Here is a 26,628-nt window from a genome sequence, read left to right as displayed (position 1 = left end):
GTATGAGTAGGAAAGGAAACGGCTGGGACAATGCTTGTGTTGAGAGCTTCTTCCATTCAATGAAAGTTGAAGCGATCCAGTATGAGCCGATCATGACGCGAGACGAGATGCGCCAAACAATCTTTGAATACATAGAGGTTGATTATAATCGGACAAGAAGGCACAGTGCTCTTGGGTATCTAAGCCCAGTTAACTTTGAAAATCAAAATGTCGCTTAATGAAGTGTCCAGTCTGGCTGGAGCAGATCATTACGCTCCTTCGTCGCTTAAGGAGATGACGGTACAGCAGAGTTGATATTCTCCCCAAGGAACTTATGTGCTACCAACGACTACTGTAATGACTCCGTCATTCTGAAAAAGCAGAGACTACCAAGCAAAGTTCCACCCTTTTCGTCATTCCCGATAAGGAGGAACGACTGAGTCAGGAATCTCTTTCTTTTCACATGCTCCTATAAAACACAAAGCCCGCATCAATCGCTTAATACGGGCTCATAATCAGTGAGTTAGAGAGTTACTTATAAAAAGAATCACCCAATCCAGCACGTTTCAGCAGTCCATCACATGGTGCAAAACGATCACCATACTTCTTAGCGAAGTCGTTCATCACCTCTACCAGTGACTTAATACCGATTTGATCCATGTAACGGAACGGACCTCCTAGGAATGGAGGGAAACCAATACCGAAGATAGCACCAATATCACCATCACGAGGGCTACGGATAATGCCTTCATCCAGACAACGAACCGCTTCATTCAGCATAGGTAACACGCAACGCATTGCGATGTCGTTATCACTTAGCTTCGGCTCAGGTTGCAGCTTAAGTAGCTTGTAAACAGACTTATCGACTTCCTTCTTCTTGCCTTTGTAAGTGTAGAAACCTTTACCGCTCTTACGGCCTTTACGGTTGTCATTCAAAAGAATGTCGAACACATCAGGGCCTTGGAAACGGTCACCTAACTCATTGACAAGAATCGGAATGATCTTAGCACCGATATCCACACCTACCTCATCTAGCAAGGTAATCGGGCCAACCGGAAAACCAAAATCCAGCAGTGCACTATCCAATTTTTCAATCGGCTCATTCGCTAGTAGCAGATGTGCCGCTTCATTCATGTATGGAGCAAGAATACGGTTTACGTAGAAACCTGCCGTGTCTTTAACAACAATCGGTGTTTTGCCTTGTTTTTTCGCTAATGCCACTACCGTCGAGATAGTCTCTTCTGAAGTTGTTTCATGAGGGATAACCTCAACCAGCGGCATTTTCTCTGCAGGGCTGAAGTAGTGAAGACCTACCACGTTTTCTGGGCGCTGTGCCTTCTCTGCAATCCTATGGATTGGCAGTGATGAAGTATTCGTCGCGAAGATAGTCTCTGGCTTCGCATTTTGTTCAATGTCTGCAACCATAGACTGCTTAAGATCGAGATCTTCAAACACCGCTTCGATTACTACGTCAGTGTGGTTGAAGCTCGTAAAGTCGATACCACCAGAAAGCTGAAGCATCTTACTTTCAAGACCCGCACGGCTCAGAATACGACGCTTGCGCTGCTTATCGAACAACTTATAGTTGTAGTTAAGCGCGTTCAAGACACCATCATTTGATACATCTTTAATACGAACCGGTACTTTTGCTTTCGCAACACTCACATGGCTAATACCAGCACCCATTAGACCACCGCCTAACACACCAACACGCTTAACCGCTTTTGGTTCTGCGTCTGCACCGTGTTCTTTCTTCATTTCTGTAGTAGCAAAGAAGATAGAACGAAGTGCTTTTGATTCAGAGGTCATGACCAGTTCAGAGAAACGCTTCGCTTCATACTGAAGACCTTTTTCAAAGCCGTTTTCTAGACCGTAACGAATCACATCGAGAATCGCGTCAGCTGTTGGGTAGTTACCACGAGTTTTCTGATTGGTCTTCTTCGCAGCTTGTTCGAAAATCACTTTACGACCAAGGCTGTTGCGAGAGATAAGTTTCTCTTTAGTCGAAGCTTGGTTCTTAGAAGCAAGGCGCTTACCTTTTTTGCTGCCCGTATTCTTTTCAACGTAGCTTTTCGCAACTTCAAGCAAAATCGTATCAGGGACACAAGCATCCACGACACCGAGCGATTTCGCTTTTTTAGCGCGCAATTGCTTACCGGTAAGAATCAAGTCGAGTGACGGTAGCAAACCAATTAAACGAGGCAAGCGTTGTGTACCACCAGAACCTGGCAGTAAACCCAGCTGAACTTCAGGTAAACCAAGGCGCGTCTTATCTGAATCGGTACATACACGGTAGTCACAAGCTAATGCGAGCTCTAAACCGCCACCAAGACATGGGCCGTGAATTGCAGCAACAACTGGGTAAGGAAGATCAGACAACGCTTGGAACATATCTTGACCTTGGCGTGCTAGAGATTGTGCTTCATCAGCGGTTTTACACGCATCCAGCATTCGAACATCAGCACCAACGATAAAGTTATCTGGCTTAAGAGAATGAACAATTAAGCCCTTAACACGGCTTTGTTTTTCTTTTAGCTGTTCAAAGATCGCTTTCATCTCTTCTGCAAAAGCCGCTTGTAGCGTGTTCATTTTATCGCCTGGTACATCAATCGCTAGCCAAGCAATGTCTTGATCATCGATGTTAAGAGAGAATGCGGTCGCTTTCTTTTTCGGTGCTTCAGTCACTGGAGTTGACTCCGCGTTAGTGACTACTTCTTTTTCTGTTGTTGCATCAAGAGTCGTAGACATTATTCTACCTCCAAGATCATTGCTGCACCTAAACCACCAGCTGCACATGCTGTATTCAGTGCCAAGCCGCCACCGCGGCGTTTTAATTCACGTAATGTTTGAGTCATCATACGCGCGCCAGTTGCTGCAAACGGGTGACCATAAGCAATTGAACTGCCCAGCACGTTGAACTTATCCATATCAATCTCACCGATCGCTTTATCACGGCTAAGATTCTTCTGTGCGAACTCATCACTAGCAAACATCTTCACATTCGCTAGAACTTGGGCTGCAAAGGCTTCATGCATCTCGATAAGCGTAAGATCCGATAGCTCTAAGCCAGTGTTTTTTAATACTTGCGAGGTCGCGTAAGTTGGGCCCATTAGCATGTCCGTTTCAACACCAATAGCTGAGAACGCATAGCCACGAATGTAACCCAGCACTTCTAAGCCTAGCTCTTTCGCTTTACCTTCGCGCATCAACATCACAGCTGCACCGCCATCAGTCAGCGGCGTTGCATTCGCAGCAGTCACACTGCCGTATTTTCTATCGAACGCAGGACGAAGTTTGGCGTAACCTTCAACCGTAGAGTCATGACGAATGTTGTTATCTTCCGCTAGGTACTTTTTGTACGGTGCCGGAAATGCCGTCATGACTTCATCTTTAATCTTGCCTTCTTTCCATGCTTGAGAAGCCAAAGAGTGAGAACGGTGAGCAAGTGCATCTTGATCTTCACGAGTAATACCGTGTGTCTTTGCCATCTGTTCAGCGGTTTGGCCCATCGATAAACCAGTCGAGTATTCAGCAACCGCAGGTGGCACTGGCATCAAGTCTTTCACTGAAAGTGTTTTGAGGATTTTCAGTTTTTGGCCCATGGTTTTCGTTTTGCTCAGCGCTAGCAAGTTAGCGGCAAGCTTTTTAGAAACACCAATCGGCAATACAGAAGAAGAGTCTGCACCACCAGCAATGCCGACATCAATCGTGCCAGCCATAATGCTTTCAGTCACATTAACTGCAGCTTGGAAGCTGGTCGCACATGCTCGAGTCACACTGTAGGCATCAGTATTGATATCCATGCCTGTGCCCAACACGATTTCACGCGCGATGTTCGGTGCTTCTGGCATTTGCACGACTTGACCGAACACGACTTGTTCGATAAGCGCAGGATCGACATCTGTTCTTGCAAGCATTTCGCTCACAACCATTTTGCCTAAGTCGACCGCAGGCACTTGACTAAATTCGGTGCTCTGGCGAGCGAATGGGGTTCGTAATCCAGCGACAACGGCAACACGTTCTCCAGAACGCGTTTTGACTTCCTGTTTGCCCATGGTTTCTCCTTAAAGTTAAGAGGTCTGACCTGAATCATTGTAAAGAAGTTGTTAATTAAATCAAACGAGCGTTTAAATAAACGTGATACGAGTATCTCACTGTCTGAAAATATAACTGCAAATTCAGGCGAACCTTTTGGGGTGAAAGGTTGTCGTAAGATACTAAACTATTGTAAGTAACGACTGTTATAGCGGTTTAAGAGATTGGTTTTCTTGAGGCAAAAAAAAACCACACAATACTGTGTGGTCGGAATGTGTATAAAGCAATTAACTTAACGCCAATTGAAATAATCAGTTTCCTGATTAGGAGAAAGTAAAGTCAGCCTTCAAAAGGAAGTGGCGTCTTGCTCAACATGCTAGCCACGAATGACTAACTAGACGACAAGGTGTACTATAGCTTTTTCAGGGTCTTAGATTTTGAAGTAGATCAATTTTAATGTGATTTTACGATTTCCTGCCGCTCGTTCGCTCTAAAGACGAAACAGATTATAAAACGAAGCACAACGTATAGAGGACAGCTATACGCAGAGCAATTATGGAGGCTCGTGTGTCAATAATAAAAATGTTTGGAAAGAAAAAAACCAAGCGCCCGGTCAACTCTGATATGGACAAACAAAGAAAATACGAAGCACTCGTACGTGCCTATCACCGTGACCTCTTTCGCTACGCCTATTGGTTATGCAAAGACAAAAGCATTGCCGAAGATCTAGTACAAGAAACTTGCCTCCGCGCTTGGAAGTCACTCGATAGCCTACAAGATGAAAAAGCCGCGAAGTCTTGGCTGATTACTATCTTGCGCCGCGAGAATGCTCGACGTTTTGAACGCAAACAGTTTGATCTGGTTGATATCGACGATCATGGTAATGATGCTAGTGTCAGTGATGACCCACACCATCAACACCAATGGTTGCAAGTCCAGATCATGAAACTTGAAATTGATTACCGTGAACCTCTCTTCTTACAAGTGATTGGTGGTTTTAGTGGTGAAGAGATCGCGGATATTCTCGATCTCAACAAAAACACGGTGATGACACGTTTATTTAGAGCTCGAAACCAATTGAAAGAGATGCTAGATACAGAAGAAGCAGAGAGGGGGCAACATAATGGATGATTTAGAATTTCGTCGTCGTGTATTGTCGGAACCTAAACAGCGCACACAAGATATTGTTGATGCAGCCGCGAGCAGTAAAGCTAACAGTCACTTTTTAGATGACGTACTATCGCTTGATAAACAGATCCACTCTGCAATGAATGTAGACGTGCCAGACGATCTTGCCGATCGCATTCTGTTCAATCAAACCTCAAGCGAAGAAAGCAAAGTCGTAAGGCCTACGTTTGCGAGACGTGCAATGGCAATGGCGGCTTCTGTAGCGTTTGTCGCTGGTCTATTAGTTGGCCAAGTAAACTGGGGGAATGCATTAGTATCTCCAGCACAAGCAAGCTTGGCTGATACGGCGATGAAACATGTTATCGATGAAAAAAGCTTTGTCAGCACCATCGATGAACAAGTTACATCACAGCAAATCAATGCAAAAATGAACCCATTTGCTTTTCAGTTTGATGAAGCTTTCCCATACCACGTCTATTATCTGAACCATTGTGGTTTTGGGAAGACTAACGCAGTACACATGGTATTCCAGGGTGAAAAAGGCAAAGTTACGCTATTTCTAACTAGCATCCCGACAGACAAACCGGTCGACTTTGACGAAAAAGGAATGTCAGGCTCGGTAACACCGATTGATAACAGCAGTTTGATACTCGTCGGTGAAAATGGTGAGGATGTTTCTAAAATCTCAGAAAAGCTGACAAAAATGATCAAACCGATGAGTTAATCAGCCCTCAAAGCCCCACCACAAAAGGCCCAGCCAATATATTACTGATATTACTGGGCTTTACTTTAAAAAAACACAAACCATTCATCACACCACCACCTAGAGTTCATACTCTAAAAAATGGCATTTTTGACCATTTTCATGCCAGATACTAGTCATTTTCATAATTTTCCACTCAAATTTCCCAATGGTCGGATTTGTATATCGTATACTTGCGAATAGGATCAGCCACCATTGAGCAATTGCTCAAATTAATCGCCCTTTAGAGGCGTAAATAAAGGAATAAATGAATGACTACCAACAACACGCGTCTGTTTAAAAAGTCTCTTTTAGCAGTAACAATTACACTGGCGTCTTCGCAAGCGATGGCAGCCGGTTTCCAACTTAACGCACAATCGGCAACCGGTATCGGCCGTGCTTTCGCCGGTGATGCCGTAATCGCAGATAACGCGTCAGTAATGGCACGTAACCCTGCAGCAATGGCACTGTTTGACAAAACTGAGCTGTCGCTTGGTTTTGAAAGCATCACTTCGATGATTGACGTTAAAGATGCAAAATACTGCGGTACCACGTGCCAAGTCGCTCCTACACTTTCACCACCAAAAGATGCAAACCAAGACGGTGTTGGTGGTACTTCAATTGCTCCAAATATCCACTTGATCGTGCCAGTAAATGAAAGATTCGCGTGGGGTATCAACGCATACACAAACTTCGGTACTAAGACAGAATTCTCAAACAATTATGTAGCATCAGAATATGGCGGATTAACTGATGTCAAAAGTTTAAACTTCGGCTTGGCAGGTTCATACCGTTTAAATGAGCAGTGGAGTTTTGGTGCAGGTCTAGATATGATCTATGCTCAAGGAACAATGAAACGTACCGCTAGCTCAGATGTTAATGGTATAGGCGGCATGGACCTTATCAATGTTGATGAAGCTGACGGTTTTGCTGTTGGCTTTAATGTTGGTACTGTTTACGAGTTAGATGAAAATAACCGTTTTGGCGCAGCGTATCATTATAGTCCAGAGTTCACTGCAAAAGACGACAACAGTCAAAAGATTACTCTGCCACTTCCTGATATCTTTGAGTTTTCTGGTTACCATAAAATCGAAGACACCAAGTTTGCTGTGCATTACTCTGTACAGTGGATTGGTTGGAGTGCATTCGATCAAATCGACTTTGAAAACCTACAAGGGTCACCTCTTGGTTCAACATACGAAAAGTCATACCAATGGCAAGATGGCTGGCACTATGCTATCGGTGGCACTTACTACCTAAACACAGATTGGACTCTCCGTGCAGGTTACATGTATGACACTAGTGCGCAAGACTCTTTAACTTCTATTTCTGTACCAGACTCAGATCGCCAATGGTTTTCAGCAGGCTTTACTTACAACATTGATAGCAAATCTAATATTGACTTCGGGTTGACTTACCTATTGGGTGACGATGTAAATACAAATGAATCTACACCTAACCCACAATATGACCCGACAAGCCCAACTAGTCCACAATACCTATCGACTCTAACGGCAACAACACACGCTGACGCAATCCTACTAGGCCTACAATACAGCCGCAGCTTCTAATCTAAGCTAGGTGATAATTGTTAAAGGGTCGCTTTATGCGACCTTTTTTTTATTGCCTAAATTACTGACCGACATCAATTTAAGCTTACAGCTGTAGTCTACACAAGCTATTTATGGCTACAAGTGTACGCTCAAATTCGATAACACACTCGAAACATTCAGACGATTTGCCTAATAATTAGTCATATTTTGTCATTTAATCCCTAAAACGCTGTTTTACTCGAATTTCATTTTTAAAGTAATGACTCTAAAAGTAGAATCACGCCACTAAATACTTATGATTCAGCGAACATAATAATGAAAATGAATAAGACTCTTCTATCTACTGCAGTGGCAGTTGGACTACTTTCAACTTCTACTGTGACTCAAGCAGCAGGCTTTCAACTAGCAGAATACTCAGCAACAGGCCTAGGTCGCGCATACGCTGGTGAAGCAGCAATGGCTGACGGTGCAGACGCACAATGGCGTAACCCTGCAATGCTAACTTACCTAGAAGGCACTCAAGTTTCAGTTGGTGGTACCTATGTAGATCCAAATATTGACATTGACGGCACCTCTACAACACTTCGTGGTACAACGACCTCAAACTCTAGTGACTTCGCCCACAGTGCAGTAATTCCAAACTTTTATGTTTCTCATAAGTACAACGACAAATTCGCGTTGGGCTTTGCTGCAGGCACTAACTACGGCATGGAAACAGACCTAGGTAAAGACTTCGGTGGTGCAAACCATGGTAACGAAGCAAGCGTTACTACTATGGAGCTGAACCTAAACGCTGCATACCAAGTACTTGAAAGCGTATCTATTGGTGGTGGTATTCGTTACATCATGGCTGAAGGTAGCTTTGGTGCGGTATCAGCAATAACAATCCCAACCATGGTAAACCAAGGTGATGCTCTTAAATACATGGAAGGTGATGACACTGCGTGGGGCTGGCAAGTTGGTACAGCTTGGCAAATCAATGAAAATAACCGCCTAGGCTTTACCTATAAGTCAGAAGTGGACCTAACGCTTGAAGGCCATGCTAACGGTGTCGCTTTTGATGCTGTTGCCGGTGCTTTAGGTTCTCCCGTGAAGTCAAAATACAACGGCTCAATGGAACTAGCTTTACCAGCTACAGCGGAACTAGCAAGTTTCCACCAACTTACCGAGAAAGTAGCAGTACACGCGAGCGTTAACTGGACTAACTGGAGCAGCTTTAAAGAACTAGTTGCTGACATCCCTGAATTCGGCCCAGCTAGAACTCAAGATATCAAAGAAGAAAACTGGGAAGACAACTACCGCTTCGCTATTGGTACCACATACCAAATGACACCTAAGCTGGCACTACGTTCTGGTATCGCCTACGACACTTCAGCAGTAAGTGATGAGCACCGTACTGCGACGATCCCAGAAACAGACCGTACTTGGTTGAGTATTGGTGCTGGCTACCAGTGGTCTGAGCAACTAACACTAGATGCCGGCTTTACTTACATTCTAGCGAAAGACGCTAAAATGCATGAAACAGACCCAGGCTTCGGTGGTGCTGATATGTTTGGTGGCAGCTTCGAAGGTGAAGTGACTGGTAGCATCTGGCTAGTTGGTGTACAAGCTAACTACCGCTTCTAATCTACTATTCTGAATAGTAGAAGCATTAAAAAGGCTCGATGTTGTTTTCAACATCGAGCCTTTCTTTTATCGGTTTCCTAAATCGTGTTTCTAGTAATCTTCTAGATAACCATCGATGAAATCTTCCTCTTCGAGATCCACCTCTTCAGGTTCAATCTCAGCTTTAAAATCACGACGTTGAATGTAGACGTCACGTGTTAACGCGTATGGGTCTGGAGAATCATCCAGCAGCGCTTCTTGCGACACTAACTGAGCACGTGTTTCCATACCTTCGAAGGCCCATTTGCCTAAGCTCGCCCAAAAGTTCAAGAACGACAGAGGAACATACAGACCATCAACGGTTTCAGTCACTTCACGGGTCGTTAAAGGGCCATAACCTGGCACCATAAAGTACGGACCATTCCCTACTCCGTAATGACCAATCGCATCAGAGAAGGACTTATCATCATATTTGGTGATCCCGGCTTCGCTGGCAATATCGATTAAGCCTAGTAGGCCAAATGTCGAGTTAATCCAAAACCGGTTAAAGTGGTCTAGCGCTTTCTCACCATTACCCATGATGAGGTTATTCACCATGCTTGATGGTTCGTCTAAGTTGGCTAAAAAATTGGAGATACCAGAACGTACCGGCACAGGAGTGTAGTCAATATAGGCGAGAGAAACGGGGCGAACCAAATAAGGATCCAAATACTCGTAGTTAATATTCCACATCGCTCGGTTGAAACCTTCAAAGGGATCATTCGGGTGGGACTCTTCGACGTATTCAGAGGTTTCGAGATTATCATTATTGCTTTCATCTGGCGAGCTAGAACAGCCCACCGTTAAGCTTGCGATAAATAATAAACTCGAGAGTCTTAAAACACTGACAGACATATCACCTTTTCCATAAGGAATAAAAAAAAGGCCAGCAATCGCTGGCCTCAATTGTTTGCATAAGTTTATAACGTTTATTAATAAATCGGAATAGCTAACACCTATGCAAATCGATGATTAATATTGCTTATTGATATTAATGGTCACAGGTTCACCCAATTCAACCACTTCACTCTCACCGTACCAATCACCATCGCGAGTTGAAACGTTACCATCTGTATCAAGCCTAGCTCTAACCATCAGAGTTTCAAGGCTAGACAGCTTTTGACCTTGTATCATGCTGTTACCGTCATCCAGTACTACCGTGCGAGGGAAAGAGCCCAAAGGGTAGCGAGCTGCTGCGATAGGCATTGGTGAACCATCCGCTCGGTGTACAGAGACAACTAGCACTGAGTTTGGATCCGCGTTCACATCAGCAGACAGATCAAGTGTTACTGCAACACTCTTGCCTTGATCAACCCCCATCGCGTCGCCCATTTTCTTCCGAGCACTTTCGATGCTGCGAGAAAGCATTTCGTAACGGCTGTCTTGCGGACCAATCATCTGCTGCATGATGCTCCAGTACTTAACCGCACTTGGGTAGTCTTGACGCTCAAATGCATCAAACGCAAGTAGTGAGAACACTCGAAGATCTACGTAATCGTTTTGAACCAAACGGCTTAGAAGCAGACGAGCTTGGTTTTGCTCTGCCTCATCTGGCGATAACATCAGTGCTTGCGCAAAGCCAAGTTGAACGTCTTCGTCTTTAGGCTCTAGCTTATAAGCACGCTCCATCGCATCAATCGCGGTTTGTGCATCTCGATTAGCCAGCGCAATGCGACCTAGCAGCAGCCAACCCGTTGAATCTTTAGGTTGGTAGTGCAAGCGCGTACGAAGTGCTAGTGTCAAATCTTCGAGCTCATCATCGGTCAGCGTGCCACCTTCTGATGACATTAGCTTTTTAGATAGCTCAGGAAGGTTATTGCTTACTTCTTGCCAATGTTGAACTTTGTCTAGCGCACCAAACTTGAAGTACATACCGTAAGTAACGGCCACAACCAAAATGATAGAGGGTACAACCACACCCACTGTTGAGATGTGAGTTTTCTTCATCTCTTGCTTGGCAGGAACATCATCAAGTAGAGACTGTTTCAAATCAGCAATTAGCTCTTGTTGGTTATCAACAAGGCCTTCTTCTGCTTCTACTTCTAGCTCATCGAGACGGTCTTTATAGAATGCTTTATTCAACTCATCACGAAGCACATCGTCATTGTTTGCCTTTTTATTAATGAAAGGCAGAACAATCAACAAGATTGCTGCTAGCGAAAGGATAATGGTAGAAATCCAAAATAGAGTCATTACTGTTTATCTCCGTCGTTCTCTTCATCGAGTAACGCTTTTAAACGTGCTTCTTTATCTGCATCCCAGTCTTGATCTGGCTCTGTTGCTGCTTTCGATTTTGACTTTCTGCTTCGTACAATGATCAAGCCAAAGCCAAACACAACCACTGCAAATGGACCGATCCACAGGATCGACGTCGCAAGTGTTAATGGAGGATTGTAAGTAACGAAGTTACCGTAACGAGCAATCATGTAATCAATGATGTCTTGCTTCGACTTACCATCTTTTGTCATCTCGTACACTTTTTGGCGCAAGTCGACCGCTAATACAGCATTCGAGTCACCAATTGTGTTGTTCTGACATTTAGGACAACGCAGCGTGTTGCTCAGCTCTTTAAACTGCTGTTCTTGGTCAACGTTATCGAATTCATGAAATTCGATAGGCGCTGCAGACACAGTCGCTGAGATTGCGAACGTAGCAAATAAAGTGATCAGAGCCTTTTTAATCATTTCGCTTCCTCCAATAACTCGTTGTACATCGGCTCAAGCGTCGATGCCCAGTTCGCTGGGTTCACATCACCCACATGGCGATAGCGAACGACACCGTTAGCGTCGATTAAGAAAGTCTCCGGAGCGCCATAAACGCCGAGGTCTAGACCTAACATGCCGTTACCGTCGAACAGGCTAATCAGGTATGGGTTACCCAACTCTTTTAGCCAACCCATAGCCTTATTACGATCATCTTTGTAGTTCAAACCAATGATCTTAACGCCCTTATCAGCAAGCTTGTTTAGGTAGGAGTGCTCTGCATAACAAGTAGGACACCAAGTCGCCCACACGTTAAGAAGTAACGGCTCACCTTTAAAGATAGCTTGGTCATGTAACTTGCCTGGTTGCTCTAAGTCTTCTAAATCAAACTCAGGCACTGGCTTACCAATCAATACCGACTCAAGTTTAGTCGGGTCATCGCCCGACTGGTTACGCACTAATTGCGTAGCAAAAATTCCCGCTAGAATCATGAACGCAATCAATGGAATGAATAAAATCTTCTTGTTCATTCGAGTTAAGCCTCCTGCTCTTGAGCCGACTTTTTGGTTGGCTTGCGGAAACGGTAACGGCGGTCACTGATAGCAATAGCACCACCAAGTGACATGATCAAAGAACCCGCCCAGATCCAACGTACAAATGGTTTGTAGTAGATACGAACAGCCCAAGATTTGTTGTCGTCTAAACGCTCACCCATTGCGATGTAAAGGTCACGTGTCACGCCACGGTCAATCGCCGCTTCTGTCATCATAGACTTAGCAGTCGTGTAGAAACGTTTTTCTGCGTGAAGCGTGTTGATGTACTTGCCTTCTTTTGTGATTTCAAAGTCAGCAATGTAACCATCGTAGTTTGGACCATCTTTGTCACGAACACCTGTAAATAGGAAATCGTACTCTTCAAGCTGGTAGCTTTCGCCAGGAGCCAGACGAACGTCACGTTCAATACTGTAATTCTGTACCATCGCGATACCAATTACAGTTACCGCTAAACCAATGTGACCACATACCATAGCCCAGTGGCTACGAGGCAGTTTAGTTAGACCTTTCAAGAATGTGTGACGGTGAGTCGCGCGCTCATGAAGCTCAAAACCATGCATGAAGATGATCCAGAATGCCATTACCCAACCAGCGAAAGCAGTACCACTGAAGCGATCAGCTAGCATAGTCACCATGAGCACACTCAAACCAAGTGACAATGCACCCGAAATCAGCATAGGTTTAACTAGTTTAGATAGGTTGTCACGTTTCCAGCGGATCAGAGGACCGATACCCAATAAGAACGAGAACGGGATCATTAACCAGAAGAACAACATATCAAAGAATGGAGCACCGATAGATACCGAGCCCAAGCCTAACTGTTTGTGAACTAGAGGTAATAATGTACCTACTAACACAACTACTAGAGCTGCAATCAATAAGATGTTGTTACCAAGCAGTGCGTTTTCGCGAGAAACCAGATCGAAGTTACCGCGAACACGAACCGATGCGCCTTTAACCGCGAACAGCAGCAGTGAACCACCGATAACAAAGACTAGGAAACCTAGAATAAACATACCGCGAGCAGGATCCGACGCAAATGCGTGAACCGATACCAAGATGCCCGAACGAACTAAGAATGTACCTAATAAGCTTAACGAGAATGCAGAGATAGCCAGCAATACTGTCCATGCTTTAAATGTGCCACGCTTTTCGGTTACCGCTAGTGAGTGCATTAGTGCGGTACCAGCCAACCAAGGCATGAATGAAGCGTTTTCTACTGGATCCCAGAACCACCAGCCACCCCAGCCAAGTTCGTAGTAAGCCCACCATGAACCTAGTGCGATACCTACCGTTAGGAATAACCAAGCCGCGATTGTCCAAGGGCGCGACCAACGAGCCCACGCAGTATCAAGACGACCACTCATTAGAGAAGCGATTGCGAAAGAGAACGCAACAGAGAAACCTACATAACCCATGTAAAGCATTGGCGGGTGAATAATCAAACCCGGGTCTTGCAGTAGTGGGTTCAAGTCACGACCATCAACGGGGAAGAAAGGCAATGTACGTAGGAACGGGTTAGACGTTACGATAATGAACAGCAAGAAGCCGACAGTGATCAAACCCATGATAGCCAGTACGCGAGCCACAGACTCTTGAGGCATACCACGGCTAAACGTCGCTACAGCAACCGTCCAACCCGCTTGGATAAGCACCCAAAGCAGTAATGAACCTTCGTGAGCGCCCCAAACCGCCGTAATTCGGTAGTACCAAGGTAGCTGGCTATTCGAGTTACTCGCTACATATTGAATCGTAAAATCATTTGTGTAGAACGCGTAACACAAGATAAAGAACGAAATCGCTAAGAATCCGAACGTACCCCACGACAACGGTCGTGCGCTGTTCATCAATAATGTGTTATTTCGAGCGGCTCCATACAATGGGAGCACGCTTAGCAGCAATGCAAGTCCCAAGGACAGGATCATCGCAAAATGGCCGATCTCGGCTATCATTGAGCATTTCCTTCTTTTTGTTCAGTTGTGTATTGCAGAGGCTCATGGGTTTTCTTCATTGCTTCAGCAACTTCAGAAGGCATGTACTCTTCATCGTGCTTTGCCAACACCTCAAACGCTTCAATTGTCGTTGCATCTTTAAGGACACCTTGAGCAACAATACCTTGACCTTCACGGAAAAGATCAGGAAGGATACCATCGTATAGAATCGTTACTTTAGGGCCGACATCAGCCAAATCGAAGCTTACACGCAATGATTCACTGTCACGGCTTACAGAGCCGACTACGACCATGCCACCAATGCGTAGGCGTTGACCAACTTCGGGTTTTTTACCATCTTTGCCGTTGACCAGCTCGGTTGGCGTGTAGAACAGATCCATGTTCTGGTTAAGTGCATAAACCATCAATCCAATAGTCGCACTGATACCAAAAAAGATTGCTAAGACAATGCCCAGCCTCTTTTTACGTCTTGGGTTCATAGAGTGTTCTCCATATTTTTTGCTGCATCGATACGAGCTTGACGATCAACCTTAGCTTGTACTTCATTTAGTAATTGCTTACCACGACGAACACTTACCACCAGTAAGATAATCATCGAGAGGAATGTGATTCCAAATGCGCTCCATACATATGAGGCGTAGCCACCCATGGCAAAGAAATCATTCAAAGATTCAAAATACATAATTACCTACCCTACTACGCTTTTTCAGCCGCAAGCTTGCGAACCCATGGACGGTGACTCTCTTTACTAATGATTTCGTTTCTAAAACGAACCATAGTCACAGCACCAAAGAAAAAGGCGAAGCCGAAGATGTTAAGAAGAAGCGGCCATAGCATGTCACTTGAAATAGAAGGCTTATCGAACTTAGTGATCGTCGCACCTTGGTGAAGTGTGTTCCACCACTCTACTGAAAAGTGAATGATAGGGAGGTTAATCACACCAACGATAGCCAAAATACCTGCCGCTTTGGCTGCTGTTTTTTGATCGTCAAACGCATGGTGTAGTGCAATCACACCTAAATATAGGAATAGAAGAATCAGCTCTGAGGTCAAACGCGCATCCCATACCCACCAAGCGCCCCACATTGGTTTACCCCAAACAGCACCTGTTAGTAACGCGATAAAGGTAAATACCGCACCGATAGGTGCCATCGCCAACGCTGCCATGTCTGATAGCCTTACCTGCCATACCAAGCCGATAAACGCAGCAATTGCCATCGACATGTACACGCCCATAGACCAAATGGCAGAAGGTACGTGGATGTAGATAATTCGGAAGCTATCACCTTGTTGGTAATCAGAAGGCGCAAATGCTAACCCCCATACTGTACCAACGGATAGGCACAATAGCGCTAGGATGGAGAACCATGGCAAAAGTTTACCAGCAAGCTGATAAGAGGTTTCTGCTTTGGCATAGGGATGGAGCCATTTCCACATTTTGTAATCTCACTCTTACTTCATATTGCTTACAGCTACTAAAGCTATAATTATAATAATATATTTATTCTGCTTTCTGTTTTGCTGACTCTATGAGTCTCATCGAACACTTTGTTTCACTTTAGCTATACGATACTGGTACCGTTATCAGTTCACACTCACGCGAAGTGCGGCACTGATCGCAAAAGGAGTTAGCGTCATCGCACCCATCAACATCGCAGCGAGAATCGCTAATTGGCCATTGTATGCAACGCCCAACGACGCAGCGTCAATCGCTGATGTCGCGAAAATCAAAATAGGGATGTATAGCGGCAAAATTAGCAGGCTCAGTAACACCCCGCCCTTCTGCAATCCAACTGTCAAAGCAACACCAATCGCCCCAATAAAGCTCAAGGCAGGCGTTCCGACAAGCAAAGTCATCACAACAGAAAGCCAAGTGTCAAAATCCAATGACAACAAAACAGCCAACAATGGGCTAATTAAAATTAATGGTAACCCGGTCAATAACCAGTGTGCTATGACCTTGGACAATACTACCAACTGCAACGGGATGGGCATCAGCATCATCTGTTCAAGAGCACCATCTTGAAAATCATCACGAAATAGGCGCTCAAGAGAGAGCAATGCAGAGAGCAATGCGGCAACCCAGACAATACCCGCAGCAATACGTGCAAGTAGGTTTGGCTCTGGGCCGATACTCAAAGGGAAAAGCGTGATAACAATAATGAAGAACCACAGCGGGTTAAAGATATCCGCCTGGCGTCGAAAAGCGATAAGCAGCTCACGTCGGATAATCGTGGTCATTGAAGAGATCATATTACTCACCCAACTTTATTTTTCTTAGTTTCGGGCTATCAGCAAACATATCTTGGTGAGTAGTGAGTAACACAATCCCACCGTTATCCGCATGCTGAGAAAAAAGCGATTCTAGAACCTTAACGCCCTGCTTATCAATCGCAGTCAATGGTTCATCGAGAATCCACAACATCTGCTTACTTAACCAAAGACGAGCTAAGGCTACACGACGTTGTTGGCCGGCAGACAATTGACCCACAGGCACATCTTCTCGGCCTGCAAGCCCTACCTGAGCAAGCGCTTGATAAAGCTCTTCCTTATTAGTTTCGCCACAATGAATTGACTGGTAGAAACTGAGGTTCTCATAAGCGCTAAGCTCGCGCTTTACGCCTGTTTGATGGCCAAGAAAAAGCAGATTTTGATGATACACATCTCGACTTGATTCGATTGGATCGCCATCCCAAGAGATAGTGCCTTCGTCACGATCACCTAAACCAGTGATAATCCTAAGGAGCGTCGTTTTTCCTGTACCGTTTCGACCTTCAACTTGAACCAGTTCTCCTGGCTTCAATTGAAAAGACAACGATTCAAACAGAACCCTTTCGTCACGAATAGCAGTTAAATTTGAGACTTCTAGCATAGGTAAATTTAGTCGAGTAATGAGAGGGGTATAGTAGCACACCAATATGGTGACAAAACAGGACTAGGCGTTTTCAGTAGAACAAAGTCGGTAAGAAACTGTTACTACTGCATCACAATTTACACATTTTGACCAAAAATGAGATATTGCAATAGTAACAAGCACTTATAAACATCGTTCTATAAACAGTTACTCAGGCACAAAAAAAGAAGCCGAAGCTTCTTTTTAAAGGGGTTTGTGGCAAACAGAATGTGTTTATCACGCGTAGCGCTCAATTTAACGGCGTCGAGGTGGATCCCTGCGATCACGCGAGGCTGTGGGATGCTCATCAAACGAGGAAGGGTCGCTTCGTAATGAAGGAATTTTCTCTTTACCGGCAAGCTTGTTCTGAAGAGACATCATCAGCTCAGCTTCAGCTTTAGGTAATTCACATTCTTCAATTAACTCGTTAATCCCAGCGCCAAGCTGAACCATTTTCGTTGCACGAGTGTACAAACGTCCATCGGTATCCGCATGCTCCAATTCGACAATACGTTCATTCAGGTGTTTGATTAGGTCTTGTTGTTCAGTCACTTTTTGGCCAAGGCCAACCACAACAGAGCGAACTTCTAGCAATTGCTTACTCGATTTTTGTAGCTCTTTGTCCAAGTTTCGGACTTGTAGACGTGACTGATCCAATTGCTTTTGAATCGCACTTTTTACTTTGCTAATCAAAATCACAATGAATGACGTAAAAACCCCAACTCCAGCAATCAGTGCAGCAGGGCTTAAAGGAAGCGCTTCAAACATTATAGGTGAGCCATCTCATCCCATTCGTCTTCGCTTAGTAGTTTGTTTAGATCTACTAAGATAAGCAGCTTGCCATCGCGGTTGCTTACGCCCTGGATGAACTTCGCGCTTTCATCAGTACCCACACTTGGTGTTGTATCGATTTCAGAAGAACGTAGGTAAACCACTTCAGCAACACTATCAACCAGGATGCCAATAACTTGACGTTCAGATTCAATAACGATGATACGAGTGTTATCTGTGATTTCACCTTGCATCAAACCAAAGCGAGAGCGAGTGTCGATAACAGTAACAACGTTACCACGTAGGTTAATAATACCTAGAACGTAGTCAGGAGCACCTGGTACCGGAGCAATCTCACTGTAACGCAGTACTTCACGAACTTGCATTACATTGATGCCGTAAGTTTCTTCTTCTAGCTGGAATGTTACCCATTGAAGTACTTCGTCATTCGTTTGATCTTTTCTTACTTCAACTTCACTCATTTGAGACATAGATAATCCTCTTGCCGTCGTTACCGACCACTATTATTAACTTGATGCTTTTGTTGTACCAGTCGTGGTACTAGCTCAATGCTTTTACATCTAGCCCTGCATTTAGCATGGCGATTAATGCTTCGACATGGATCAAAGCACACATTTTTTCTTTTACCATACCAGCGAGCCATGGGCGTTTACCTGCCATTTCTCGCCAACGTACTTTGTCAGTATTCAGCAGCTCGGTGCCTTTAAGTTCAGTGCTTGCAAGGCCCCATAAGCTTTCTCCAAGCATCACTATATATTGATAGTTTTTTTTGTATTCGTCACTGGCTAACTTCTCAGCCATCACCCATTTTGCGGTGTCGACCACATCTAACTGGCTATCTCGGTTGGTTTGTAACCCCAAATACCAAGATGGTTTGCCAATAATATGATTGACCTCTTCGAGACGGTGGATACCACCCAGTTCATCTAATGGTACCGCGAAGGTCACGCCATTGACATCGAAATACAAAACTTGGAAGTCTTCAGTTCGAGCCGTACTTTCCCAAGAAGTAAACTGCCCTGCACCACCCGCTTGTGTTTTGGGCTCAATCGCGGATTCAATGTCAGGAGCATCGGCTTCGATTTCAGAGGCTTGCTGATCAACTACTGGAAACTCTGCTTCTACTGTTGGTTCTTCGATTGGCTGCAGCTCCACCAGAGCTTCTGCCGCTATCGATAAATCGGGTGCCGGAAGATTCCAGTCTTGAATCTCTGGCTCTAATGAGACTTGAACCGATTCGACCGCAGCATCAAACATTTGCATGTCTGCTTGCTGAGCGATTTTCTGCGTGTTCTGGTCCATCAGCTCATCGAGGTTCAGGTCCTCAACAACATTCGTTGCCTCTAACCGACTCAGTAGCTTCTGAACGTCCTCTAGATTAGGTACTTCAAACTCAGCTGCACGTATTTCGTCGTAGCTTGAGTGATGACTCGCTATGGCTCTGGCTCTGGCTCTGGCTCTGGCTCTGGCTCTGGCTCTGGCTCTGGCTCTGGCTCTGGCTCTGGCTCTGGCTCTGGCTCTGGCTCTGGCTCTGGCTCTTCAGAGTGTGACTCATCATCAGACTCGTCAACTAAAAACTCTTCAGTTTCAAAGTTTTCATCACCTAATAGCGCGGTAAAATAATCATCCAGTGCTTGTTCACTCGATAGACCTGGTCGCGCTATTGTTGAATCTTTATTCTCGCTCATTTATCGCCAACCTTTCGAGATAAATAAGCAGCTGTTTATAAGCAAATACACCTCGACTACCCGACGCAAAGTGAGAGGCTGGCAAGCGCTTTAAGCTTGCGTCTCTGAACTTGGTATCAATCGGTACAGCTGAAGTCCAAACTTGGTTTGGATAATCATCTTTCAGCTGCGTAAGAGTTTGCAGCGATGCCTTGGTTCGTTTGTCGTACATAGTAGGGACAATCGTCACCTTAAACGGCGTTTTACGAGACTTCTGCATAATAGTTAACGTGCGAATCATGCGCTCTAAACCTTTCATTGCCAGAAACTCGGTCTGTACCGGAATCAAAATACGGTCACTCGCCGCTAAGGCATTCACCATCATCACGCCAAGAATTGGTGGACAGTCGATCAACACATAGTCGTAATCGTCTTTCAACGCCGCTAAAGCACGCTTCAAGATTAACCCCATGCCGCTTCGATTTCCCATCACACGGTCAAGTGTTGCCAGTGACATGTGTGCTGGAATGATATCGATGCCTTCAACTTCGGTTTGTAACGTCAGTAGTCTTACCGCCTGCGCAGAAAACTCACGAAGCTGAAACAGATCAAACAAGCTCGACTCCACCGTATCTGAGTCGTAACCCAGATAGGTGGTCAGTGATGCATGTGGGTCAGTATCAACCAACAACACACGGTGCCCTTTTAGAGCAAGCAAGCCTGCTAGGGTCACTGTTGTGGTTGTTTTACCAACACCACCTTTTTGGTTTGCAACACTCCAAACAATCATCTTGATTTACCTAAGCTAACCCAACTTCAACCAAGATCCGTTCCGCGATGCGGTCCAGAGGTAGGTCTTCGGTAGAAATGCCAGCTTTTGCTACAGCTTGAGGCATACCATATACAACACAGCTATCTTCATCTTGTGCCCAGACACTCGAGCCCGCAGTTTTCAACATGCGTGAACCTTCACGACCATCTGCACCCATGCCAGTCAGTATCATCGACAACACTTTGTCGCCGTAGATCTTAGCTGCAGACCCGAAAGTCACATCGACACATGGTTTGTAGTTCATGCGATCGCCGCCATCAATAATTCTTAGGCGAGCCGAACCTGCACGACCATCAACCATCATCTGCTTACCGCCCGGCGCAAGATAAGCAACACCAGGCTTCAACATATCTCCGTCTTGAGCTTCGCGAACTTCGATCTTACACAAGGTGTTCAAGCGACTAGCAAAAGCGGCAGTGAAAGTCGCAGGCATATGCTGAACTAACACAATCGGATGCGGGTAGTTCGCAGGGATGCGCGTCAAAATTTTTTGTAGCGCAACAGGGCCGCCAGTCGACGTACCAATGGCGGTGAGTTGATACTTTTTGCCCGAAGCTCTGAACTTCGCAGCGGTTGCCGCAGCAGGTCTAGCGGCTGGAGCAGCATTAGATACCGGTTGACGCAATGGCGTGGATGTTGACGCAGTTGCTGTCACCCTCGGTGCAATTGGCATACGACGCATGAAAGCACGTTTAGCCGCAATCTGAATCACACGCTGTTGAAGTAACGCAACGGCATCATCGCGGTTACGTGCGATGTCTTCGAACTTCTTAGGTAGGAAGTCTAAAGCACCCGCATCTAGAGCATCTAATGTCGCTTTAGCACCATCATGCGTTAGCGATGAAAACATCAAAATAGGCGTTGGAGACGCCGCCATAATTTCACGAACGGCAGTGATACCGTCCATGACAGGCATTTCAATGTCCATGGTAATTACGTCAGGTCTTAGCTGTTTCGCTTTCTCTACCGCTTCTTTACCATTTACCGCAACATCGATGACTTCTAGGCGAGCCTCTGAATTGATGATCTCGCTTACTCGACGACGAAAAAAGCTCGAATCATCAACGACTAATACTTTAATCGCCATATTTATCCTTAAATTAAATTCTTGACGCAGCTGCGTACTGCTTCAACAAGTCCGGCACATCTAAAATCAATGCAATGTGACCATCACTTGTAATTGTTGCACCTGCCATGCCTGGCGTACCTTGCAACAGTTTATCAAGCGGCTTGATAACCACTTCTTCTTGACCGATAAGCGTATCCACAACAAAACCAACACGCTGACTACCTAGTTGCACTATAACCACATGACCATGTCCTTTACGTAGCTCAACATCGCCGGCTTTCGGTGCAAGCCAGTTTTGTAAGTAGAACAACGGAATAGACTTATCGCGAACGATGATCGTCAGCTGACCATCAACCACGTTTGTGCGGCTTAAGTCTAGGTGGAAGATCTCGTTTACCGATGCCAATGGCAATGCAAATGGGTGACCCGCAACACCGACCATCAAGGTTGGTAGAATCGCTAGGGTTAGTGGAACCTTGATGGTGATCTTGGTACCTTGTCCCATTTCTGAATCAATATCAATAGAGCCGTTCAGTGTGTTGATCGCTGTTTTCACAACGTCCATACCCACACCACGACCAGAGATATCTGAGATCTGCTCTTTGCTTGAGAAGCCAGGAGCAAAAATAAGGTTGAAACACTCTTTATTTGATAAGCGAGACGCTGCATCTTCATCCATCAGGCCACGCCGAACAGCGATAGCACGAAGCTTATCTGGGTCCATACCGCCACCGTCATCAACGATAGCTAGCTCAATGTGGTCACCTTCTTGAGAGGCAGACAGAATCACTTTACCTGTTCTAGATTTACCTGCTGCAACACGGTCGTCCGGCATTTCAATACCATGGTCGACAGAGTTTCTCACCAAGTGAATTAGGGGATCAGCAAGTGCTTCGACTAAGTTTTTATCAAGGTCCGTTTCTTCGCCACGCATTTCAAGAACAATGTCTTTCTTCAAGCTACGAGCAAGGTCACGGACAACTCGTGGGAAGCGACCAAATACTTTCTTGATCGGCTGCATACGAGTCTTCATTACCGCACCTTGTAGGTCTGCAGTAACAACATCTAAGTTAGAGACAGCTTTCGACATTTCTTCGTCGTTGCTGTTGAGGCCTAGGCTGACGAGTCGGTTACGCACCAATACCAGTTCACCCACCATGTTCATAATGGTGTCCAGTGTTGATGTATCAACGCGAACTGTCGCTTCAGCTTGCTGCTTCTTCGCCGGAGCTTTAACTTCAGCTTTTGCTGGAGCGCTCGGTTTTGGCTCGGTTTTAACGGCAACTGGCGCGGCAGCTTGAGGTTTAGGCGCAGCTTGAGGTGCCACTGCCTTAACTTCTGCAGGCTTAGTCGCTGCATCCAATTCTTCAATTGAAGGTCCATTACCTGAGCCATGGAGTTGGTCAAGTAACTTCTCGAACTCTTCGTCAGTCATCAGATCATCACCTTCAGACATCGCCGAAACAGGTGCAGCAGGAGGAGCTGGCGGTGGAGGAGGCGTTGAACTTGCCGCAGTCGGGCTCTTACCCGCACCGTGCAATTCATCTAATAACTTTTCAAATTCATCATCAGTAATATCACCACTGTCAGCAACAGACTGAGGTGCAGCTGGTGCAGGCGGCGGTGTTGGTGCAGAAGGCGCTGTTGGTGAACCTCCTTTACCGTGAAGCTCATCAAGCAGGCGTTCAAACTCATCTTCAGAAATGTCATCGACTGAAGATGCATTGATGTTTGAGCTTTCGACAATAGGCTCAGGCGCTGCCACAACAGGTTCAGGGGTAATAGATATAGGCGCTTCTACTGGTGCCACTTCATCCGCAGACTCTGGTTTGCAGAGACGGTGAAGTTCATCCAATAAAGATTGATCAGCTGGTACTAAAGGTTCCTGCTCTTGCACGGCACGAAACTGTACATTGACTGTATCTAGCGCCTGCAGCATCGTATCCATCAAACCTGATGTTACGCTGCGTTGGCCGTTTCGTAGAATGTCGAACACATTCTCAGCACCATGACAAGTATCCACCAGCTCAGTCAATGCTAGGAAACCAGCACCACCTTTTACTGTATGGAAACCACGGAAAATAGCATTTAATAGGTCTTTGTCGTCAGGGTTATTCTCTAGCTCTACCAGTTGCTCTGATAGGAGTTCAAGGATCTCTCCTGCTTCGACTAAAAAGTCCTGAAGAATATCTTCGTCTAAATCGTAGCTCATACGTTACCTTTAAAATCCAAGACTGGATAACAAATCGTCGACTTCATCCTGAGATGCAACAGCGTCTTCGCGCTCTTCTGGGTTCATAATTGGACCTTCAGGCGCAATAGATGCTTTCTTCTCTGACTCTGGAGTTGGCTCTGTTTGATTCGCACCGAATACCGTGAGAATCTCGACCAAACGTCCTTCAACCTCATTCACCAAGGTAATAACTTTGCTAATTATCTGCCCAGTTAAGTCTTGGAAATCCTGAGCCATCAAGATTTCAGTCAATTGTCCACGTAGTTCAGTACTATCGCCTTCTACTTGGACAAGCAATCCATCAATGCGGTGACATAAAGCTTTAAATTGTGCCAGCTCAATGCGGCCATGCATCAGTTCATTCCATTGAGGCCTTACTTGAAGTAAACACTCGTGTAGGTTGTCTGCAATTGGCATACAACGATCGACAGCGTCCATCGTCTTATTTGCCGCAACTTCCGTTTTATCAATGACATATTGAAGGCGATCCCTTGCATCAGGGATTTCATCATTTGCGATAACGCTGATGCGTTGATCGAAATTAAATTGAGTCAAAGAGTCATGGAGGTCGCGAGTCAAACTTCCTATTTCTTGAAGCATTGGATTGTCTTGAAGACTAAAATTGTCTTCATAAATGCTTCTAACAAGAGAATCAGCATTTTGCTGCTCATCGTTCTCAAGCAGCTCTACTAATTTTTTTGCTTGTTCTAATGAAATCATCCTGAGTTCGGCCTTACTCCGCATACTTTGTGCGCTTAGGCTATCGAGATAAACAGAGAACTTTTCAGTCAGTGTTTGCCTAGAAGTGCCTAAAACTTATTGATGCTTATAAGCGATCAAAAATCTTATCAAGTTTCTCTTTCAGCGTTGCAGCAGTGAAAGGCTTCACAATGTAACCATTAACACCCGCTTGCGCTGCTTCGATGATCTGCTCACGCTTCGCTTCAGCTGTGATCATAAGCACAGGAAGGTGCTTAAGCTCTGCGTCTGCGCGAATGTGTTTAAGCAGGTCAATCCCTTGCATGCCTGGCATGTTCCAGTCAGTTACCACAAAATCAAATTCGCCTTTTTTCAGCATAGGTAACGCGGTCAAGCCATCATCTGCTTCTTGAGTGTTGTTGAAACCTAAGTCGCGAAGTAGGTTTTTAACAATTCGGCGCATCGTTGAAAAATCATCAACAATGAGAATTTTCATGTTTTTGTTCAAATTAGCCTCCACTGAATAGGATCAGTGTTGTTAGTCGTTCTGTGTCCAAGCACTTAACTTAGTGCGTAAACGCTGCATAGATTGGCTCAGTATTTGGCTGACACGAGATTCGCTGACACCTAACACTTCCCCAATCTCTTTTAAATTGAGTTCTTCGTCGTAATAAAGCGAAAGCACAAGGCCTTCCCTTTCCGGAAGTTGTTTTATCGAATCGATCAAAGCTTGGCGGAATGACTCATCAGCAACCCCTTGAAAAGGCGTATTATCTTGAGAGTCTTCATTCGGAGATATTACATCATCTGAGACGCCTAAATCTTCGATTCCAACCAGTCTTGAGCAATTAATGTCAGTTAAAGCACTGTGATACTGCTCCAAACTGAGTCCCATGTGTTTTGCCACCTCGGCATCACTCGGGTCGCGATTGAGGATACCCTCTAATTCCGCGATTGCACTGCTGATTTCTCGATTGTTTTTATGAACCGATCTCGGTACCCAATCCCCACGGCGAATGTCATCCAACATTGCCCCGCGAATCCGAATACCAGCATACGTTTCAAAGCTTGCGCCTTTAGTACCATCATAGTTTTGTTGCGCTTCAATCAAGCCGATCATGCCAGCTTGAATTAAGTCATCAACCAATACATTAGGCGGTAATCGCCCCAACAAGTGATGAGCGATACGTTTAACCAACACAGAGTACTTCTCAAAAAAAGCCTGTTGGCTATTGTGATTAGCGTGTTGGTCGTAAGTAAGCGCTTTATTCACCAAATGGTTCCTCTATAAATTCAGTACGATTCAGCAGCCTTTCAACAAAGAACTCCAAGTGTCCGCTCGGTATTTTTGGTATTGGCCAGGTCAATGCTTTGTTAGCCAAAGAGCTGATTGCCAATGCAGCTGGAGAGCGAGGAAACGCATCGACTACGATTTTCTGTCTCTTGACTGATTGACGTACTTTATCATCTAAAGGAATACATGCTACGAGTTCGAGGCTCACATTCAAGAAGCGCTCTGTGACCAAAGTCAACTTTGCAAATAATTCTCGGCCTTCGCGGTAGCTTCTGACCATATTTGCAACAACTTTGAATCGCTGAACTTGGTGTTCTCTGCTCAAAAGCTTAATCAAAGCATATGCATCAGTGATAGAGGTAGGTTCATCACATACCACGACAACCACGTCTTGCGCCGCTCTTGAGAAGCTGATCACCATGTCCGAAATACCGGCTGCGGTATCAACCAACAAGATGTCCATCTCGTCTTCAAGCGAACCGAATGCGCGAATCAAACCAGCATGCTGTGCGTGTGAAAGTTCAGTCATGCTTTGTGTGCCCGATGTCGCAGGAATAATTTTAATTCCGTGCGGTCCTTCGACAATCGCATCCTTTAGTTCACATTCGCCTGCCAACACATGCCCAAGGTTTCGTTTAGAACGAATACCCAGCATGATATCGACGTTCGCTAGCCCTAAATCGGCATCTAGCACCATGACTTTTTTGCCTTGGCGCGCCATGCAAATAGCCATACCTAACGTCACATTAGATTTACCAACGCCTCCCTTACCACCGGTTACAGCGATAACTTTTGTGAGTGAAGGCTTGGTTAAGCGACGGAGGCCGCTAGCTTGATCATGTATCATATTTTCATTCATA

Annotated in this window: 26 protein-coding genes and 1 pseudogene; 5 read left to right on the top strand and 22 right to left on the bottom strand. The window is 45.2% G+C overall.

Going from position 1 to position 26,628, the window contains the following annotated elements; translation table 11 throughout:
• Positions 1-218 (top strand): IS3 family transposase (locus tag L1D11_RS12545; RefSeq protein ID WP_239833427.1); only part of this gene is annotated, 218 nt, incomplete at its 5' end.
• A 292-nt stretch (positions 219-510) separates the two neighbouring features.
• Here L1D11_RS12545 and fadJ read toward each other — a convergent pair.
• Entirely contained in the window at positions 511-2,727 is a 2,217-nt protein-coding gene (gene fadJ, locus L1D11_RS12540; RefSeq protein WP_239831835.1) for a fatty acid oxidation complex subunit alpha FadJ, read from the bottom strand.
• Positions 2,727-4,034, bottom strand: coding sequence for an acetyl-CoA C-acyltransferase FadI (gene fadI, locus L1D11_RS12535; protein WP_239831836.1), 1,308 nt, complete (start codon positions 4,032-4,034; stop codon positions 2,727-2,729). Before fadI ends, fadJ begins: the two co-directional genes overlap by 1 nt.
• A gap of 562 nt (positions 4,035-4,596) precedes the next feature.
• Here fadI and L1D11_RS12530 point away from each other — a divergent pair.
• The 4 genes from L1D11_RS12530 (at position 4,597) to L1D11_RS12515 (ending at position 9,063) form a co-directional block, all read left to right on the top strand.
• Positions 4,597-5,145: a sigma-70 family RNA polymerase sigma factor gene (locus tag L1D11_RS12530; protein WP_239831875.1), complete on the top strand. Its 549-nt coding sequence runs from the start codon at positions 4,597-4,599 to the stop codon at positions 5,143-5,145.
• Positions 5,138-5,866: a DUF3379 domain-containing protein gene (locus tag L1D11_RS12525; protein ID WP_239831837.1), complete on the top strand. Its 729-nt coding sequence runs from the start codon at positions 5,138-5,140 to the stop codon at positions 5,864-5,866. Before L1D11_RS12530 ends, L1D11_RS12525 begins: the two co-directional genes overlap by 8 nt.
• Positions 5,867-6,156: 290 nt before the next feature.
• Positions 6,157-7,455, top strand: coding sequence for an outer membrane protein transport protein (locus L1D11_RS12520; RefSeq protein WP_239831838.1), 1,299 nt, complete (start codon positions 6,157-6,159; stop codon positions 7,453-7,455).
• Positions 7,456-7,752: 297 nt separating this feature from the next.
• A complete protein-coding gene (locus tag L1D11_RS12515; RefSeq protein WP_239831839.1) occupies positions 7,753-9,063 on the top strand; it encodes an outer membrane protein transport protein in 1,311 nt (436 codons plus the stop codon).
• A 90-nt stretch (positions 9,064-9,153) separates the two neighbouring features.
• On the opposite strand, the gene L1D11_RS12510 is transcribed toward L1D11_RS12515, so the two are convergent.
• From L1D11_RS12510 to L1D11_RS12415, 20 genes and pseudogenes are all read right to left on the bottom strand, one after another.
• A complete protein-coding gene (locus L1D11_RS12510) occupies positions 9,154-9,936 on the bottom strand; it encodes an MlaA family lipoprotein (protein WP_239831840.1) in 783 nt (260 codons plus the stop codon).
• A 117-nt stretch (positions 9,937-10,053) separates the two neighbouring features.
• The gene (gene ccmI, locus L1D11_RS12505; RefSeq protein WP_239831841.1) at positions 10,054-11,274 is read right to left on the bottom strand and encodes a c-type cytochrome biogenesis protein CcmI; all 1,221 of its coding nucleotides are present in this window, start codon (positions 11,272-11,274) and stop codon (positions 10,054-10,056) included.
• A complete protein-coding gene (locus L1D11_RS12500; RefSeq protein ID WP_239831842.1) occupies positions 11,274-11,765 on the bottom strand; it encodes a cytochrome c-type biogenesis protein in 492 nt (163 codons plus the stop codon). Before L1D11_RS12500 ends, ccmI begins: the two co-directional genes overlap by 1 nt.
• Positions 11,762-12,313 (bottom strand): DsbE family thiol:disulfide interchange protein, encoded by a 552-nt coding sequence (locus L1D11_RS12495; protein ID WP_239831843.1) that lies wholly within the window; start codon positions 12,311-12,313, stop codon positions 11,762-11,764. The genes L1D11_RS12500 and L1D11_RS12495 overlap by 4 nt, the downstream gene beginning before the upstream one ends.
• Before the next feature lie 5 nt (positions 12,314-12,318).
• Positions 12,319-14,289, bottom strand: a complete 1,971-nt coding sequence (locus L1D11_RS12490) for a heme lyase CcmF/NrfE family subunit (RefSeq protein ID WP_239831844.1) — start codon at positions 14,287-14,289, stop codon at positions 12,319-12,321.
• Positions 14,286-14,768: a cytochrome c maturation protein CcmE gene (ccmE, locus tag L1D11_RS12485; protein ID WP_061019578.1), complete on the bottom strand. Its 483-nt coding sequence runs from the start codon at positions 14,766-14,768 to the stop codon at positions 14,286-14,288. The genes L1D11_RS12490 and ccmE overlap by 4 nt, the downstream gene beginning before the upstream one ends.
• On the bottom strand, positions 14,765-14,971 hold the full coding sequence (ccmD, locus tag L1D11_RS12480) for a heme exporter protein CcmD (protein WP_239831845.1): 207 nt from the start codon (positions 14,969-14,971) through the stop codon (positions 14,765-14,767). Before ccmD ends, ccmE begins: the two co-directional genes overlap by 4 nt.
• A 14-nt stretch (positions 14,972-14,985) precedes the next feature.
• Positions 14,986-15,726 carry a heme ABC transporter permease gene (locus tag L1D11_RS12475; protein ID WP_017064107.1) on the bottom strand — a complete coding sequence of 247 codons (741 nt, stop codon included), beginning with the start codon at positions 15,724-15,726 and terminating at the stop codon, positions 14,986-14,988.
• Between the two features lie 147 nt (positions 15,727-15,873).
• A complete protein-coding gene (gene ccmB, locus L1D11_RS12470; RefSeq protein WP_239831846.1) occupies positions 15,874-16,542 on the bottom strand; it encodes a heme exporter protein CcmB in 669 nt (222 codons plus the stop codon).
• Between the two features lies 1 nt (position 16,543).
• Entirely contained in the window at positions 16,544-17,161 is a 618-nt protein-coding gene (gene ccmA / locus L1D11_RS12465; RefSeq protein WP_239831847.1) for a cytochrome c biogenesis heme-transporting ATPase CcmA, read from the bottom strand.
• 276 nt (positions 17,162-17,437) lie between these two features.
• A complete protein-coding gene (locus tag L1D11_RS12460; protein WP_239831848.1) occupies positions 17,438-17,950 on the bottom strand; it encodes a DUF2802 domain-containing protein in 513 nt (170 codons plus the stop codon).
• Positions 17,950-18,444 (bottom strand): chemotaxis protein CheW, encoded by a 495-nt coding sequence (locus L1D11_RS12455; protein WP_004739873.1) that lies wholly within the window; start codon positions 18,442-18,444, stop codon positions 17,950-17,952. Before L1D11_RS12455 ends, L1D11_RS12460 begins: the two co-directional genes overlap by 1 nt.
• A gap of 70 nt (positions 18,445-18,514) precedes the next feature.
• A pseudogene (locus L1D11_RS12450) lies at positions 18,515-19,662 on the bottom strand (chemotaxis protein CheW).
• Positions 19,649-20,431, bottom strand: a complete 783-nt coding sequence (locus tag L1D11_RS12445; RefSeq protein WP_239831850.1) for a ParA family protein — start codon at positions 20,429-20,431, stop codon at positions 19,649-19,651. The pseudogene L1D11_RS12450 and the gene L1D11_RS12445 overlap by 14 nt, the downstream one beginning before the upstream one ends.
• Positions 20,432-20,441: 10 nt before the next feature.
• The gene (locus L1D11_RS12440) at positions 20,442-21,560 is read right to left on the bottom strand and encodes a chemotaxis response regulator protein-glutamate methylesterase (RefSeq protein WP_239831851.1); all 1,119 of its coding nucleotides are present in this window, start codon (positions 21,558-21,560) and stop codon (positions 20,442-20,444) included.
• Positions 21,561-21,573: 13 nt separating this feature from the next.
• Entirely contained in the window at positions 21,574-23,754 is a 2,181-nt protein-coding gene (locus tag L1D11_RS12435; protein WP_239831852.1) for a chemotaxis protein CheA, read from the bottom strand.
• A 9-nt stretch (positions 23,755-23,763) separates the two neighbouring features.
• Positions 23,764-24,495 carry a protein phosphatase CheZ gene (locus tag L1D11_RS12430; protein ID WP_239831853.1) on the bottom strand — a complete coding sequence of 244 codons (732 nt, stop codon included), beginning with the start codon at positions 24,493-24,495 and terminating at the stop codon, positions 23,764-23,766.
• 106 nt (positions 24,496-24,601) lie between these two features.
• Positions 24,602-24,970, bottom strand: a complete 369-nt coding sequence (cheY, locus tag L1D11_RS12425) for a chemotaxis response regulator CheY (protein WP_016767062.1) — start codon at positions 24,968-24,970, stop codon at positions 24,602-24,604.
• 42 nt (positions 24,971-25,012) lie between these two features.
• A complete protein-coding gene (locus L1D11_RS12420; protein WP_017060667.1) occupies positions 25,013-25,747 on the bottom strand; it encodes an RNA polymerase sigma factor FliA in 735 nt (244 codons plus the stop codon).
• Positions 25,740-26,627: a MinD/ParA family protein gene (locus L1D11_RS12415; RefSeq protein ID WP_239831854.1), complete on the bottom strand. Its 888-nt coding sequence runs from the start codon at positions 26,625-26,627 to the stop codon at positions 25,740-25,742. The genes L1D11_RS12420 and L1D11_RS12415 overlap by 8 nt, the downstream gene beginning before the upstream one ends.
• Between the last annotated feature and the right edge of the window lies 1 nt (position 26,628).

The organism is Vibrio sp. Isolate32, assembly GCF_022397955.1.
GTDB lineage: Bacteria > Pseudomonadota > Gammaproteobacteria > Enterobacterales > Vibrionaceae > Vibrio.
Note: the sequence above shows the minus strand (reverse complement) of the source record. Positions and strands in the feature narration are given on the sequence as shown.